This is a genomic window from Bacillota bacterium (assembly GCA_012837285.1).
Taxonomy (GTDB): Bacteria; Bacillota; DTU030; order DUMP01; family DUMP01; genus DUNI01.
The window spans coordinates 1-14,937 of sequence record DURJ01000081.1; the positions used below are offsets into that span (position 1 = coordinate 1).

Annotated in this window: 15 protein-coding genes; 9 read left to right on the forward strand and 6 right to left on the reverse strand. The window is 52.4% G+C overall.

Annotated elements, in window-relative coordinates:
- The first annotated feature begins 751 nt into the window (after nt 1-751).
- Entirely contained in the window at nt 752-1,210 is a 459-nt protein-coding gene (locus GX016_04870; GenBank protein ID HHT70895.1) for a hypothetical protein, read from the forward strand.
- A gap of 269 nt (nt 1,211-1,479) precedes the next feature.
- The gene (locus GX016_04875) at nt 1,480-2,145 is read left to right on the forward strand and encodes a hypothetical protein (protein ID HHT70896.1); all 666 of its coding nucleotides are present in this window, start codon (nt 1,480-1,482) and stop codon (nt 2,143-2,145) included.
- Between the two features lie 116 nt (nt 2,146-2,261).
- Here GX016_04875 and GX016_04880 read toward each other — a convergent pair whose 3' ends face one another.
- From GX016_04880 to GX016_04890, 3 genes are all read right to left on the reverse strand, one after another.
- On the reverse strand, nt 2,262-2,732 hold the full coding sequence (locus GX016_04880; protein HHT70897.1) for a hypothetical protein: 471 nt from the start codon (nt 2,730-2,732) through the stop codon (nt 2,262-2,264).
- Nucleotides 2,733-2,842: 110 nt separating this feature from the next.
- On the reverse strand, nt 2,843-3,820 hold the full coding sequence (locus GX016_04885) for a glycosyltransferase family 4 protein (GenBank protein ID HHT70898.1): 978 nt from the start codon (nt 3,818-3,820) through the stop codon (nt 2,843-2,845).
- 542 nt (nt 3,821-4,362) lie between these two features.
- Nucleotides 4,363-4,533 (reverse strand): hypothetical protein, encoded by a 171-nt coding sequence (locus GX016_04890; protein HHT70899.1) that lies wholly within the window; start codon nt 4,531-4,533, stop codon nt 4,363-4,365.
- Between the two features lie 123 nt (nt 4,534-4,656).
- Here GX016_04890 and GX016_04895 point away from each other — a divergent pair, with 123 nt between their 5' ends.
- The 3 genes from GX016_04895 to GX016_04905 all read left to right on the forward strand — a co-directional run bounded on the left by GX016_04895 (nt 4,657) and on the right by GX016_04905 (nt 7,005).
- Nucleotides 4,657-5,775, forward strand: coding sequence for a YheC/YheD family protein (locus GX016_04895; protein ID HHT70900.1), 1,119 nt, complete (start codon nt 4,657-4,659; stop codon nt 5,773-5,775).
- Nucleotides 5,776-5,874: 99 nt separating this feature from the next.
- Entirely contained in the window at nt 5,875-6,429 is a 555-nt protein-coding gene (locus GX016_04900) for a hypothetical protein (protein ID HHT70901.1), read from the forward strand.
- A gap of 36 nt (nt 6,430-6,465) precedes the next feature.
- Nucleotides 6,466-7,005 (forward strand): hypothetical protein, encoded by a 540-nt coding sequence (locus GX016_04905; protein HHT70902.1) that lies wholly within the window; start codon nt 6,466-6,468, stop codon nt 7,003-7,005.
- A gap of 46 nt (nt 7,006-7,051) precedes the next feature.
- On the opposite strand, the gene GX016_04910 is transcribed toward GX016_04905, so the two are convergent.
- Entirely contained in the window at nt 7,052-7,864 is an 813-nt protein-coding gene (locus tag GX016_04910) for a hypothetical protein (protein HHT70903.1), read from the reverse strand.
- A 347-nt stretch (nt 7,865-8,211) separates the two neighbouring features.
- Here GX016_04910 and GX016_04915 point away from each other — a divergent pair, with 347 nt between their 5' ends.
- The 3 genes from GX016_04915 (at nt 8,212) to GX016_04925 (ending at nt 12,466) form a co-directional block, all read left to right on the forward strand.
- Nucleotides 8,212-8,871 carry a hypothetical protein gene (locus tag GX016_04915; protein HHT70904.1) on the forward strand — a complete coding sequence of 220 codons (660 nt, stop codon included), beginning with the start codon at nt 8,212-8,214 and terminating at the stop codon, nt 8,869-8,871.
- 86 nt (nt 8,872-8,957) lie between these two features.
- Nucleotides 8,958-10,208 carry a DUF3794 domain-containing protein gene (locus GX016_04920; protein HHT70905.1) on the forward strand — a complete coding sequence of 417 codons (1,251 nt, stop codon included), beginning with the start codon at nt 8,958-8,960 and terminating at the stop codon, nt 10,206-10,208.
- Nucleotides 10,209-10,321: 113 nt separating this feature from the next.
- The gene (locus tag GX016_04925; GenBank protein HHT70906.1) at nt 10,322-12,466 is read left to right on the forward strand and encodes a hypothetical protein; all 2,145 of its coding nucleotides are present in this window, start codon (nt 10,322-10,324) and stop codon (nt 12,464-12,466) included.
- Here GX016_04925 and GX016_04930 read toward each other — a convergent pair.
- Entirely contained in the window at nt 12,452-12,859 is a 408-nt protein-coding gene (locus GX016_04930) for a hypothetical protein (GenBank protein HHT70907.1), read from the reverse strand. The genes GX016_04925 and GX016_04930 overlap by 15 nt on opposite strands.
- Before the next feature lie 36 nt (nt 12,860-12,895).
- The gene (locus GX016_04935; protein HHT70908.1) at nt 12,896-13,417 is read right to left on the reverse strand and encodes a L,D-transpeptidase family protein; all 522 of its coding nucleotides are present in this window, start codon (nt 13,415-13,417) and stop codon (nt 12,896-12,898) included.
- A 111-nt stretch (nt 13,418-13,528) separates the two neighbouring features.
- Here GX016_04935 and GX016_04940 point away from each other — a divergent pair, with 111 nt between their 5' ends.
- Nucleotides 13,529-14,932 carry an aspartate aminotransferase family protein gene (locus GX016_04940; protein HHT70909.1) on the forward strand — a complete coding sequence of 468 codons (1,404 nt, stop codon included), beginning with the start codon at nt 13,529-13,531 and terminating at the stop codon, nt 14,930-14,932.
- Nucleotides 14,933-14,937: the final 5 nt, after the last annotated feature.

The following is a 14,937-nucleotide window of genomic DNA, read 5'->3' on the forward strand; positions in this document are numbered from 1 at the left end:
GAGTACGCAGCGCGCAACTTGCTGTAATCAATCCTTTCAAACACTGCGTTAAGTAGCCTCACCGAATCATCAGCCGGGATTAATAATGCTACATCCAGGGGTAATGCCAATTGATATTCACACCCGGCAAGTGTATAATTTGGCTATGAGGTAATTTGTTTCATGGTAAGAACATTTTACCGCAAAGACGGCTTCTGGCATCCCTGCCAGTCGCCGTCTCTTGTTTCTAGGGCTTGTTAGTGCAACAGCCCCTTTCATTTTCAATAGGAATCTCTTCCCAGTGCCCTTGTTCCTGGCCATTAAGGCTGTACTTGTCCAACCTACTTGTCCCAACGGACGAGAATTCGTCTCCTGGTAAAAAAAAGCCTCTTTGGTCTAAATTGGCCCTTTGCGCAGAAACTGGTGCCGCTGGTATAATCAAGCTGCCAACTTTATAACAATTAATTGATGTGGGGAGAGGTGTAGAATGCCGAAGAGACTAGTCACCTTGTTAGTTACGGCGGTGTTGGTACTGACTCTAGCGGCCACCGTTGTTGCTGCGCCGGTCAGGATAGAAAGCCGTTGGTATGAACAAGTATACCAGCAGGTACACACACAACTTGAGCAGCAATTGGGCAGCTTGTTTGGCAAATCAGTTCTGGACAGCCTGGCGGAGCGCCTAACGCAGCGGATATTGGCCCAGCTTGGTGCCCGCTATCAGACCCCGTCCCCGGAACCTGTGACTGAGCCGGAACCGCCCAAACCGGAACCGGTGAACCCGACACCAGAACCTGACCCGGAACCCAATACCGAGCCCGACCAGCCGGCTGAAACTCCCACCCCCGGCAAACTGGCGGCCGAGGAAGCACGGCTTCTTGAGCTGACCAATAAAGCGCGGGCCGAGGCAGGAGTAAAACCGCTACAGGTGGACATGCGTTTGGTGGATACGGCCCGAGCCAAGAGTGCCGATATGGTGGCTAACGATTATTTTGGTCACATATCCCCTGATCTGGGATCGCCCTTTGATCAAATGCACCGGGCCGGTATAGCTTACCGCACGGCTGGGGAGAATCTGGCCGGGGCCCCTACAGCCGCTGCCGCCCATAACGGCCTAATGAACAGTCCTGGTCACAAAGCTAATATCCTAAATCCCAACTTTACTCATATCGGGATCGGGATAGCTAAAGGCAGTCCGTACGGGATTATCTTTACCCAGCAATTTATCGGATAATTAAGCTAGTGCCGAACATGCTAAGGGGATGGCAGGTAGACTGTGTTCAAGATTGTCATTCAGACTGTGTTTAGAATTGTCATCCTGAGCGAAGCGAAGGATCTTGCGCAGCGAAGGATCCAAGACTCTTCACTTCGTTCAGAGTGGCAGGCGTGTCAGGGAGATGTTGGAGTCGCTCTTTCCGGGGCGACTCCATGTTTTTGGCACAGTGCCCTCTGCCCGTGCATATTATGACAGCAGTGACTATGGGTGAAGGGAGTGGAACGACTGTGCCCGAAAGGCTACAGACGGTAGCAGAAAATCCGTTTTGCGTAACTTGGCAACTGCCCGGTTACCCCGGAGCCAGACTAGTGGACTGTGGGGTTCATATTGCGGCCCTGCATTGCTGGCCACAGAGAGCTGATCGTATTCTGGTCTACGGCAAAGCAGAGCTTACGGCTTGTTACGAAAGCAAAGACGAGCAAGGTAAGCTGCATTTTGTCGGTGCCACTCGCTATCTCAGTATGGACGTGAGCGTCAAATCAACGGTGGACAGAGCGCAAGAGATTAAGGGTTATTTGGCCGGGGATCCAGTTTGCACATTGATTGATGCTGCCGAACATCTCGGTAAAGGAGAACGAGACCGAAACCAGGTCCAAGTAGAAGGCGTTATTCAATTGCTGGTGTCGGTACGTAAGCATGAAGAAGAGGTCCAATCAGCGGTAGCTACAGAATCCAGTACATCTCCAGACCTGCCACCACCAATGAGGGGTCCTTTGCCCAGTTATACCGAGCCGCCTTTGGACGACTCGTGGTCCAAAACCCCATTAACTGGTGGGAGAGGGCGGCCTACTATTCCCGAATCCTCCCCCCCGGTATCCCGGCGAGCCCCGTTTGTTCCCCGTGGGGCGGAAAGCATCCCGCCCACGATCTGGACCATGCCCGAGCGCGGCTGAACTGATAACAACAACTCCTGTCGGCGACAGGGAGTAACAAGAAAGAAACCTCAATAGAAAACCCGGGCACTTACCCGGGCTTTTTGTTTCGGCCGCCGGTCGAATTGTTACGACCCTCAGCAATTTTTCGGCGGCGTAGTAGGAACGAAAGACACCTTGTTATTAGTTAAGTCTTTTGGCGGTAAGTGCAAGATGGCTGCCACAGCTTGGGGCGTAAAGCCGAATTGCAGATAATACTGGAAGATAGCTCTCGGAATGCGAGACTTTGGTGGTAGAGGTGCTGCTTGAACTTTATCCTGGTCGGGTTTGAGGGCGGTGACCGGATCGGTTTCAGTTGACTCTTGGGGGCCGGACCAAGGAGATTGTTCAGCAGTATCGGCGTCAGTAGCTGCTGGAGGATCTGCCTCAGGAGCCTGCTCTTTCGGGTCAGGGCCGGCGGCTTGATCCGGCGTTGGTTCAATGGTCGCTTCCGAGGATAATTCCAGTTCTGCTTGAGCAGTATCAGCTTGTTCATGACAGCAAGCTTCTCTTGGCTCCGGATTATCTACTGTAGCGGTGCACAATTTCTGTTCTGGGTTGTTGGACACAGTTTTATCCCTCCCTGTGGATTCAGATACTCAACATAGCGTATGCAGCAGGGAGGGAATTGGTTTTTGGGATGGGTTAGGGGCGGGAGTCCGTGCCCGCCTGTTGATTTTTATGGCCCTATGGCTTCTAGGTATCTGGCCAGCACTCGTTCATGGGCGTACCGCTCTATGCTGTGGGGTCGCTGTGGCGGCTTTATGACCAGTTGTTCTATGTAGTTTAAGTCATAGGGAGGGTAGAGGTTGTCGGGATGAATGAACTCGGGAAAGGCCATGGCGTTGGGGGCCACGGGCACGGCTCCCAAGGCTGTAGCTTCCAGCATGGCGATGGACAGGTTATCACAGATGGAGGTGGTAACCACCACGGCTGCGTGGGCCAGGTTGTTCAGGTACTCTTTTTTGGTGCGATTGGGAATAAATCGTAGCCCAGTGGATTGGGTGCTGCTGGCCAGTTGCTGCAATCGGGGATCGGCGCTTACCTGGTCACCGGCTACAGGAGCATATAGATGCCAGACTTCGTATCCCCGAGCGCTGAGCCGGCGGGCTAGTTCGATTTCGATCAACGGCAGCCGCTCCCAGGAAAAGCGCTGGTTAAAGACCACTAAGTTAGCTCGTTTCGGTAGGTGGTAATAGGGCTCATATTGACTAAAATCCAGGGGAAAACCGGTGCAAACAAGCCGCTTCCGATGTTGAGGATAAGCGGCGGCGGCGCTTTCCAGGGCCCACTGTGAACTGCAAAAGAGCTTGTCATAGTAGCCAAAGCGTTTCTCTTCCTCCATATCCACTCCCTCTAATCGGGCCGGATCGAAGGGGAAGCAACTCAAATTACTGATGTTGGCAAACTTACGCCCCGGTTTTCGTTCCACCAGTTCTATGACCGGATTCTGAGCTACGGAAAAGAGCCAGATGTCGCCGGGCGTGCTTTCTGTTGTTTGAAGTTCGGTTATGGCTTCTTGGATGGAAGACGATACATAGTCCGTTACGATGGTTTTTACGGCTAAGCCCCGTTGTCTAAATCCGGTTTCAATTATTCGGTTATAGGACCAGTGCCAATGGCCTTCCCAACTGGGATAAGTAATAAAGTACAGCAAACAAATCACACCTTCCGGTTGATTTGGTGTGGGAATCCGGGACTAAGCGGAACGACACAGGGATCGTTCCCTCGGGTGGCCGATGCGATATTCAGGGTAGGTACGGCCAAGGGCCATTGTACTCGATACCCTGGTTTGTTATGCCTGGTCAGTGATATGCGCCAGGTGGCTAGGCCCAATCCTCAGCGGGAAGCTTAGCCCTCATTCAAAAGAGCGAGGCGAGCGAGGGAAAACCGCAGATGCAAGTCGAGCCCCGAAGGGGCAAGTTCAGAGGCGGCCCAAGTGAGCCGAGCTCGGTTCTGGGGGGCGCTGCACAGCGCGAGGATGGGCCAGCAACCTAGCGCGTCGGCCTGGCCAGTACCAGAGTCAGGTCCTTGTGGAAGAGGCAGCCCTCTGTGGTGGCCGCGTTTTGGCCTGCCTATTGAAAAAAATCCGGGACGGGACAGAGACCATCCTTCGGATGCAAGCTGTCCCCTACGAGGTAGGTTTTGTACGCTATGCGTGTTTTTTCTTCGGCCACCGGCCGGTTAGATACGTTTCCCTCAGCCTCCACCCGGGCTTGGCTTCTTGGGAGGGCACACTCCGGTCTTGGCCGGTCCGGTGAGAGGGCGAGGGTTAAAGGCGTTATTAAAAAGCTTATTGGTAATCCCGAATTGGGTAAAGTACCGGTGAACTTCCGGTGGCAGTATTCTGGCATAGGCGTTAGTAACCATAATCATTCCTCCTTGTGGGCGTAAGCGCCGCTTAATACATAGTATGGAAGAGATAAAAAACGGTGTAAAAGACAAAGGAGACTGTGAAGATTTTTAACCGGAGTATGAGGGGATGAAGATCAAATGATCATGACGGTTCAACCATTGGTAGGTATTCTTTGTTCAGCCGGGCCGCTGGAGCTGGACTGGCCGGAGCTGGATTTTGCCCGCCGTCTGGTTTTGCTGGCCCAGGAACGCGGTATGGTGGCTTTTCTTACTACTCCCCGTAATCTAGATTTTGCCGACTGTTCTGCCACCGGCTATATTATCAAGTCGGAGGCAGAGAACACATGGTACATGGACCGATTTCCTTTTCCCCAGGTGATCTATAACCGAGTGGGGACATTACTTGAGGCTGAGGCGAAAGAAAAATATAGTCATCTTTTTGCCGAATTTCTCCCCGGCAAAGATAAAATGCAGATATTTAATCACGCTGGGCTAAATAAATGGAATGTGCATCAAATGTTAACAGCGGTGTCCGGGCTCAAAGTTAACATCCCGGCTACAGAACACTTTAGCTTGGAAATACTGGCCGAGTTTCTGAATCAGTTTTGTCGAGTCTACGTTAAACCCCAAGGCGCATCCCACGGCCAAGGCATAATTCGCCTAACCAAGTGGCCGGACGCTTATTTCTGCGAGTTGCATACCGATTTCGGAAAGAGGCGATCCCAGCTATATGATGACTTAAGCCAAATCACAGGACTACTTCTTCCGAACGAAGATTATCTAGTGCAACAAGGGGTGCAGCTAGCTTCCATCAATGGTCGGATAGTGGACTTTCGGGTCCACGTAATGAAGAATGGCCAAGCAGCGTGGGAAGAAGTGGCGGCCGTGGGACGCTGCGCACCCAGGCAGGGGGTAATGACCCATGGCTGGTGCGGTGGATCTTATGTACTGGCTCAGGGCTTACTGGAACAGCTCTTTCCCAACCAAGCCTCCACCTACTTCAGCGGTCTTAACCAAGCGGCGCTGGCCATTGCCCGCTGTCTGGATTCTCAGTTGCCCGGTGCCTTGGCGGAACTGGGACTGGACCTTGGTTTAGACCGGGAGGGGCAACCATGGTTGCTGGAAGTTAACGAACGGCCGAACCGTATCTTGCTCAGGCTGGTGGACAGACAGGCCGAAGAGCGGTTGGCAGCTCTCTTACTGGATTATTGTACCTATTTGGCCGCTGCTAAGGCAGCACCATTACCAGGGAAATAGGACAGGGCACGTTTTCGACCTTCTTGTCATATGCTGTATTGGTATTCCAATAAAGTCCATGGCAATACTGTTTCGCCCAGAAGAAAGGGATGAGACATGATGAATATCAGCCGATATCACCTGCTACAAGCAGGGAAAATACCACCTCCGCCTTGCCCGCCTAGCTGCTGTGCTTCCACTGGCGAGATAGTCTCTAACCCGGGCTTTGAGGGATCATTCTCCGCCCAGGGAGTACCGGACGGTTGGACCGGTACTAATGTTCAGCAAGAAACCGTCCAGCAGAAAATCCACTCTGGGCTCAAAGCGGTGGTGCTGGGGGCTAACCCGAGCAACGATGCTAGTCTTAGTCAAAATATAACTGATACCGGTTTGTTTCTCCCCGGCTGTCAGTACAATTTTTCCTTTTTTGCCGGCGGATCGTTAGGAAATGGTAGTACCTTCACTGGCTCGGTAGTGTTTCTTGACACCGGCGGTAACGAGCTTGGCCGGACGAACATTACCATTGTTGACCAGTCCATCACCGCTGGCGTAGGAAACTACTACTATGTGATAACTCCCACTGCCCCAGCCAATCTGGCCCGTATACGAGTAGAATTTGTCAAGGACGGAGTCGGCCAGGTGGATTTGGATGATGTTTCCTTATCCATTGCCTAAAAAACAATTGTCCTGAACTGAAAGGACGGGATATTGATGAATAGAGAAAATTTTCAGATACGGCAAAACGAGGAATGCCCAGAAACTTGTTGCCCCAACACAGGCGAACTGGCACCGAACTTCGGTTTCGAAGGAAATTTCGTGGCCTCAGACAGTGACCTGGTCCCTGTAGGTTGGTCAGGTACCAACGTCGATCAAGAGAAAGTGCAGCAGAAAATCCACAGCGGACTGAAAGCTGTTGTGCTAGGAAGAACGCCATCCGCCGATGCCGTTCTGACTTCTCAGCTTCTTACGACAGATGTAATCCCCGGGTGCTTTTATATACTGGCATTTCATGCCGGTGGCACAGGCCCTTCGATCTTAACTGCCCAGCTTATTTTTATCGATTCCATGGGCGGCCAGACAGTAGGAGGTCAGATTCAAGTTATTGGAGCCTCTAAGGTTGCTAACGTGGGAGTTTTTTACCGTGGCATTTTCGGTCCGGCGCCCAGTGACTTGGCAGCGGTGCAGATTAAATTCACTAAGACCGGCACCGGATCAATAGACTTGGATGATGTTTCCCTCACCATAGCATAAACTCACCAAAAACCCTGCCGGGGTCCCGGCAGGGTTTTTTGAGAAATTAGTAGGGCTGAGCGAAAATTTCTATGGCCATTATACCTGATTTATTGCCGGTATAGTGCGAGATACCGATACCCACTTTGCTGAACTTGGGATCTAACATGATAGCTTTGTGGCCGCTGCTGCGCACCAGGTTAGCATGGGCTTGGTAGACGGAACCGGCTGCAGCTAGATTTTCACCCAGATAGGCGTATTTGTAACCTTCTCTAGTTAGTTGCTGTCCGGCGGTGCCGTAGCCGGGGATGTTGTGCTCGTAGATACCCAGCTCCACCAGCTTGTCGGCTCTGAGGCGAGCCACGCGAACTAGCTCAGGGTCAATAGTGACCGGCCCGGCGCCAACCTTGGCCCGCTCTTGGTTGATGTAGTTCAGGAGTTGTTGTTCCTCGGCGGTTAAGCCAGTTGGGGTCTCTACAGGTGGCTGTTCAGGCTCGGGATCATTGTCCGCCGGCGGATTGGGATTGGGATTCGGCTTCGGTGCCGGTGTACTCGGTCTGGTGGGTTGGTACCGGTTAAGATAGTCCAGATACCAATTAGGATTTTGCTGGGGGTTAGTTGGATAGGAAGGTGTTGGGTTCGGTCGCGGTGTAGGGGTGGGGTTAGGAGTAGGATTAGGAGTCGGGTTGGGTGTCGGGTTCGGCTTTGGAGTCGGCACCGGCTGACTAGGTGTACGCGGGTTGCTGGAATACTGCTGCATATACTGCAAGTACCACTCGGCCGAGCCATAAGCCGGCGCAGCGGCAGCTGTGGTCGATAGGGCTAGAACCGTGCCAATTGCCACAGCAACTAAGGTTAGGCTCAATAATTTCTTTCTCACTGCATGTTCCTCCTTAAACCTAATTGATCCTACTGGGCCAGATACAAAGTTCTTGGACGACAAAAGGGAGTGCAGGTGCAACTCCTTTGTCTATTATAAGTTGTACATTGTGAAGGCAGCAAAACGATTAGATCAGGCTGAGGGATTACCAGATGTATTCTTCGACGGGGGACAAGCTTATCAAGAGCAGGCCCAAGCATTGGGCTGTGATGGAAGAAATCGGAAAAGGCTTGTCCCTTGATGCACCAATTAGACCCGTTTTTCATACCATAAAGCAGCCATGGAACCAGAAGGCTGCAGTAATTACTTGGCCTTTAGGTTCTTCAGGTAAGGAAGGAGGATCATTTATGCATGCAGACAGTGTTCCTGTTCCTGGTTGCGAACTAAGAGACCTGGTTGTAGACTGTATCGAAGTGCTAAAAGTGTACGACCAGTGTGTCAAGGAAGACGTTTTGCCCCAACAGATTGCCCTACCCGGGACCTGCCCCAATCCCCTACCGCCAGGTGCCACCGTGGATTGTGCTCTGGTGTTTGGGATCGAAGCAGCCACCGGTCTTCCGGAAACACGGTGCGAAGTCATAAACGTCGGCCCACCCGATGTCGAGGGTTTTGCCGATGTAACGGTACGGCAGCGTTTAGTGTTTGACATTACCATTTTTGATGCTTTCGGCAATGTTCTCTGTGGTCCGACGCGCATTGGGCCAGAGTTCTTCTTTAATACCGTACTGTTGTTTGCTCCCGAGGGCACCTTTGGCCAGTGCCGGATCCTAAGTACTCTTTGCCATTGTGAGATCATTCCCGATCCCGATAATCCGGGACTTAACGTGCTCCTTTGCACCAAGAAAATCTGTAAGGAAATCCAGATCAAGGCTCTGGTTAAACTCTGTGTACCCACCTACGGCTTCTGTGTTCCCGCTCCCTGCGTCACCAGACCGCAGCCTGAGTTCCCCTGCCCGCCGGAAAATATTTTCCCACCACAAAGGCCACGTCCGTCAACAAACACCTAAGACATTAACTAAGGGAGAGGCCGCCGCCTCTCCCTTACTATACTGGCCAGGCTTGGCCCGACTACTGTTTTTAAGGAGGGACAGACTTGAGTTCGCTGGTCAAAACGGAAGTGATTGTGGGCGAGAACACGGCTGAGTTATTATTGGAGACCAACGTTGTTCTTTTTGATCCGGCGGTAAAAGTGCGCAACGTCACCGGCGAAGTCCTGGATGTGGTGACGCACATCTTGCCCGGTACAGTTGTCGTGGAAGGGAAGGTAAAACACCACCTGTTTTATGTAGGCACCGATATGGTAGTGCATCACCAGTCTCAGGAAGCACCGTTTTGTACTTATGTGCAGATTCCTGGGGCCAGGCCCCACATGCAGGTTGCTGTTCACGAGTGCGTGGAGAGCATCTTACCTGAGCTTAGCAGTGATGGCAGTGTAATCGGTCTAAAGACGGTGCTCGGTCTACTGGTTAAAGTTACAGAAGAGAGGCAATTAAGATTGGAGCCAGGGGAAGGGCCGCTGTATCTGTTCCCAGGCGTCAGCGGGGAGAATACCAGGGAAGAGGTGAACGAGAGCACCGTTATCTTATCCCAGCCGGCGGTCAAGGTAACAGACGTCAGGGCCGAGATCACGATTACTACGGCGGAAGTCATTGCGGACAAAGTGGTGATAAAGGGTTCTATCAGCGAGGATGTCTTTACCGTGGGTCTGGACGATAACTTAGAGCATCATCAACAGGAAGAGCTGGCCTTTAGCACCTTGGTAGAATTGCCCGGTGTTTGTGCGGGCATGCAGGCCGAAGTTAGGGCCCAGGTGGATGAAATCAAGTATGAACTCACGGCCGAAGGTACAGAACTTAAACAGAAGATTGTCTACATGCTGACGGTAAAAGTTACTGAAGAGCGGGAACTGGCGCTTACTGTAGGCGAGACCCTGATTAAGACCAGGCGGGTGGTAGGGACCCAGACATTGCACCAGTTGTTACAGCAAAGCCTGACCCTGGTTCCAACGGCTCAAAAGGTGAATCAAGTCAGCGGTGCGGTCACACAGATAAGTACTGATGTCATCGCCGGCAAAGTGATTGTCCAAGGAGTTCTTTCTGCCCGTATCTACTTCACTGGCACCGACGGAGTAAATTACGAAACCGAAGAACGCCTGCCGTTTGTCGGCTATGTAGTAGTGGCAGCAGCCCAACCGGGGATGATGGCTAAAGTAATGCCCTCTGTGGCCGGCGTGATCCCTGAATTTGATGGGGCTAACAATCTCCTCAGCATCAAAGTTTTGCTGCGCTCAACAGTGAAGGTACTGCAGTGGGTGCAGGCAGCGGTGCAGGAGCAGCTAGATTAGTCTGGTTTCCTTTGGGTTAGGTCTTTAGACTCTGCTGATACGAAGCAGGGTCTTCTTTTTTTCTCGCGGCGGCCATATCTTATATCAGCAAGGAACGTTGGAGGGGGAAGCCGGTGAGCTATCAGAGGAAGAGTCCACTGGTCTACAAGACTGTGCAGAGGGTCGCCCTACCGGCTAAGCTGGAGTGTTGTGCAAGGGTGCGGGCTTGTCCCCAGGAGGTGCAGGCTCTTAGCGCCGAGCTTAGGGCTGTCCGCGGGCAGGTGGAGGGGCTGCAACTTAGAATCAGGGGTGAAGTACTGATCCAGGGGACTCTGGTCTTAACTGGAGGCCGATTACAGGCTCTGAAGGCAGCGAGCGCCTTTGGACTAGAGTTTACCCTAACAGAACCTCTGTTGGCAGGGCACAGCGTGATCGAACCGCAGGTTACCGGGACAACATACACTGTAAATCGGGTCGGGCGCAAAGGTGCCGACATAGCAGTGGCCGTAGCCGTCACTTTCGACGTTAATATCAAAGCGGCGGTGACATCACTGTTGGCTCAGTGTCGTTTCCAGCCGGCTTTGCTGCCGGTGGTGCAGGCTGGTGAAACCCGGAGCTTTCACCGCCAATTGCTGCTGCCCTTGGATCCGCCAGGCAGCAAGATTGTGCAGGCGAAAATTAACGAACAAGAACCTCGCGTCGGCTTGACCCAGCCGGCGGTGGTGAGCGGTACAGCACAGGAAGAGATTCTTTATCTTGGGTTGGATAAACGGCTACACGAGCTTTGCCATACCAGCGCTTGGAACTATGTCTGGCCCGCTGCCCTCACCGAGTTTGCGGGAGACCCGGCGGCTACTGTCCACGGCGAAATAGTGGGAGCGAAACTGCTGTCCTCGGGCTATACTTTGTCCCTGAGTATCAGGGAAGAGATTAAATTACAGCTTTGCCAGGAACAAGAACAAGAAATTCTGGTGGCGGCAGCCAATACTTCCCCGGAGCAGACCAATGTTGTCCGGCTGCCGGTGCCAGTAGCCAAATGCGATTTTACCGAACTGGTCCTGGGCACTGTTCCGTTACAGGCATTGCCGGTATCGGATATCCCCGGCCAGCCCCAGGTGCGGCTGGTGAATTTGAGCGGCAGCGCTGATTACGGTCAAGTTGCCATTTTAGGGCAACTGGAGGTTTGTCTTCCCTACGTAGACCATGAGGGCAAGGAGCGGGCTCATCATGTTACCTTACCGCTGAGAAAGATCTTAATAACCGAGGAGAGCCGGCTTGGTCAACTGGTGAAAGTGCAAGAACGAGTGGAGAGTATAAAATCCACCCGAACCCAAAACAATGAGCTAAACCTGCAAATTTTGTGCAGTTTTCAGCTCTGCCTGCTGACCCTAAAGGAAACAGCAGTGGTGGCGGAACCGGTGTTGGCGACTGGCCGGTTCAAAACGGCCCGGATACAGGTGGAAAAGTTGGTGGGCCGACAGCAACAAGATTTCCTGCTGGAACAAACAGTGGTGCTTCCCGGCCAGAGAGCAGTTGTTTTGGATCACACCGTGGGTTCAAGGGTAGAGGCAGTCTACCTAGGACACGGCACCCTTTGTTCTCGGGGGGAAATCCAACTAAGCCTCTATTGTCTAGCTGACTTTGGGGAAGAATATTGCCTGGAGCACAGCTTCCCCTGGCAGGTGCTGCTTAATATTCCCGGTACCGAGCCGCAATCAGTCTCCGATATAGATGTCCAGGCCAGCTTATTACCGCTGTCAACAGATAAGGACAGCGGCCAGACAACGGTTCGGCTAGCCTGTACTGTAATCGGCAAGGTTTATGGACCGGCAGTGATAGTGGCCGCCGTGGAAGTAGAGGATTTGCCCGGCCAATTTGCCGAACGTCCGGTCTTGGGCACCGTCTGTGAACTAGCTGAACTGGAGGTTTTAATGAAGCCCCGGCACCGGTTCGCCACCTATGGAGCGCAGGTGGTGGCCCAGTTGGAACAGATAAAATGGGAGACCGCAGCCGGACAGGTGAAGGGGTTAGGTGAGCTTTCTTTGGCTGTGACCTATGCCAAAGCGGCAGGCATGTTACAGTTGTGGCAAGAAAGGCGCCCTTTTGAGCTGTCTTTTCTTTGTCCTCAGGCCGAGCCGGGGCAAGAGGTAGGTGGCGAGCTTGTTATTACAGAGGTACTTTATCAAACGGGCGCAAGCAAAGATGCCCAAAGGCCGGCCGCCGCTGGGCAATATCTGCGGGCCAAAGTGGTACTTAGGGCCGATTTAGTACTTTTGTAGACTGATATTAGCCCAACCCAACTTAGTGGCGTTATTATCGTAGAGGACAAAATGAACCCGGTTTTTGTAAAAATAGCCGCGGGGAATGGCAGCTATATGATATCCTCCCGCTAGCGATTCTCCCTGCAAGATAGTGGTGTAGCCGCGGTAATAGGCGGAAGTAACTTGGTAGCCCAGGGTCAGCAAAACCAACTTTTGGCTGAAATCCACCGGTGTGGTCAATACTATACCAAGACGCTGAAGTTCCTGCTGCAGAGAGTCCTTATCTAAGAAAACATACAATAGCACCCGATCGTCCGGCGGTTTCCAGGCAGGTTCCAGGGCCAGGGTCAGGGGATATAAAGGGATGTATTCTACAGCTGGATATCTAAAAATCCGGCGGTCAAAAGGCACGCTGTTCACCTCCTCAGGCTGGCTAGCTTAAGCATACTATTCAGCAGCGTTGGTTTCCGTGCTACCTAGATAAAGCTTTTGCCCCGGATAAATAGTATAAGGCGGGCTTAAATAATTGGCAGCGGCCAGAGCATCAACAGTGGTATTATGTTCATTAGCAATCAGCCATAAAGAGTCGCCGGGCTGGACTATATAGGTTCCGCCTGGGCCCGGATTGGAGACAAGTGCCTGGTTCAAGATCCGTACTTCAGTACCGGTATCCACCCGGTCATACACATATTCCACATCGTGGTTATACATGCGGATACACCCATTGGACACTGCTTGACCGATGAGCCAAGGAGCATTAGTGCCGTGAATGCCGTAATAACGCCGCGACAGTCCCAACCACCTGGTGCCGAACACCCCGCCGGGGTAGGGAACCTTTTCCACAATAGTGTAGGTTCCCGGGGGTGTGGGGGTGGCGGGTTTGCCCACGGCAATAGGGAAGCTATTTAGCACGGTGTTACTTCCATAAAGATGTAATTGTCGGCTCGGCACATCAATAACAATATGCATTGACAACCCTCCTGCTGTGTTTGATTATATATATGCACAGAAGGAGCGGCAGTCTACGCTGTCGAATAGGAGTACAGAAATGTGCACACGAAGGGTTGAGGAGGTTTAGACATGGACAACAAAAAAGAGCTGTACACCATAGACCAAGCGTGTAGTTTTAGCCAGGAAGAACTGGTACAGAATCACCGGGACTATGTCAATTCGAATTTAGTAAGCATGATGAGTCTGATCGGCTTTGACAAGAAGTTTGTCCGCGCCCAAGGGATGCACGTTTGGGACGAAGAGGGGAATGAATACCTGGATTTTCTCGGAAGCTACGGGGCCTTGAATCTGGGGCACAATCCACCGCTGATCATGCAAGCGGTGGCGAAAGCGGGAGAGTTGCCCAACATGCTTCAGGCAGCCCTAAATCCGTTGGCTGGAGCGCTGGCTCACAATTTAAGCCGAATTGTACCAGGTGGTTTAAGACGCTCGTTTTTTGGCAACTGCGGGACCGAGGCGGTGGAAGGAGCCCTGAAACTGGCTCGAATTTCCACCGGGAAACAAAAAATCATTTCTTGTACCGGATCGTTTCACGGCAAAACCATGGGTGCTCTTTCCGTTACTGGCCGGGAAAAATACCAGCAGCCGTTTCGTCCGCTGGTGCCGGGGTGCGAAAAAATACCCTACGGTGACCTGGATCTGCTGGAAGCCAAACTTAAGCCGGGTGACGTGGCCGCCTTTATCGTGGAGCCTATTCAAGGCGAAGGCGGGATTATTGTTCCGCCAGAGGGCTATCTTGCCGGTGTCCGCGAGCTTACGACCAAATACGGCGCCTTGTTTATTGCCGATGAAGTTCAAACCGGATTTGGTCGGACCGGCTATCTGTTCGGCTGTGATTATGAACAGGTTGGACCGGATATTATTTGCCTGGCCAAAGCCTTAGGCGGCGGCGTAATGCCAGTGAGCGCCTACGTGGCGGCGGAAGAAGTGTGGCAGCGGGGTTATGGCAGCTCCGAGCGGGCGCTACTACACACATCCACCTTCGGTGGCAATAGCTGGGCCATGGCGGCCGGGTTAGCCAGCATTCAAGCCACCTTAGAGCAGGAACTACCCCGGAAATCCCGGGAACAGGGAGCTTATTTCATACAACGGCTGCAAGAATTGCAGCAAAAATACCCCCTGATCAAGGAGGTGCGCGGGCGCGGTTTATTCATCGGGTTGGAATTTGACCAGCCCGAAGGCGTACTAAACACCCTGACCGGTGGCTTGCTCAAGAACCTGGCTTACGAATACCAAGGGGCCATGGTAGCAGGAGAATTACTTAATAAACATCGCATTATTACCGCTTATACCCTTAACAACCCCAACGTAATTCGGTTAGAGCCGCCGCTTATCGTGGAAAAAGAGCAGATAGATTATGTGGTGAATGCCCTGGATGACATCTTAAGCCACCAAAAAAGCTTCTTATCCATCGCCTTTTCCACTGGCAAAACTATGCTAGGCCGGTTAGTGCAGGGGAAGAAAGAAAAATAGGAGAA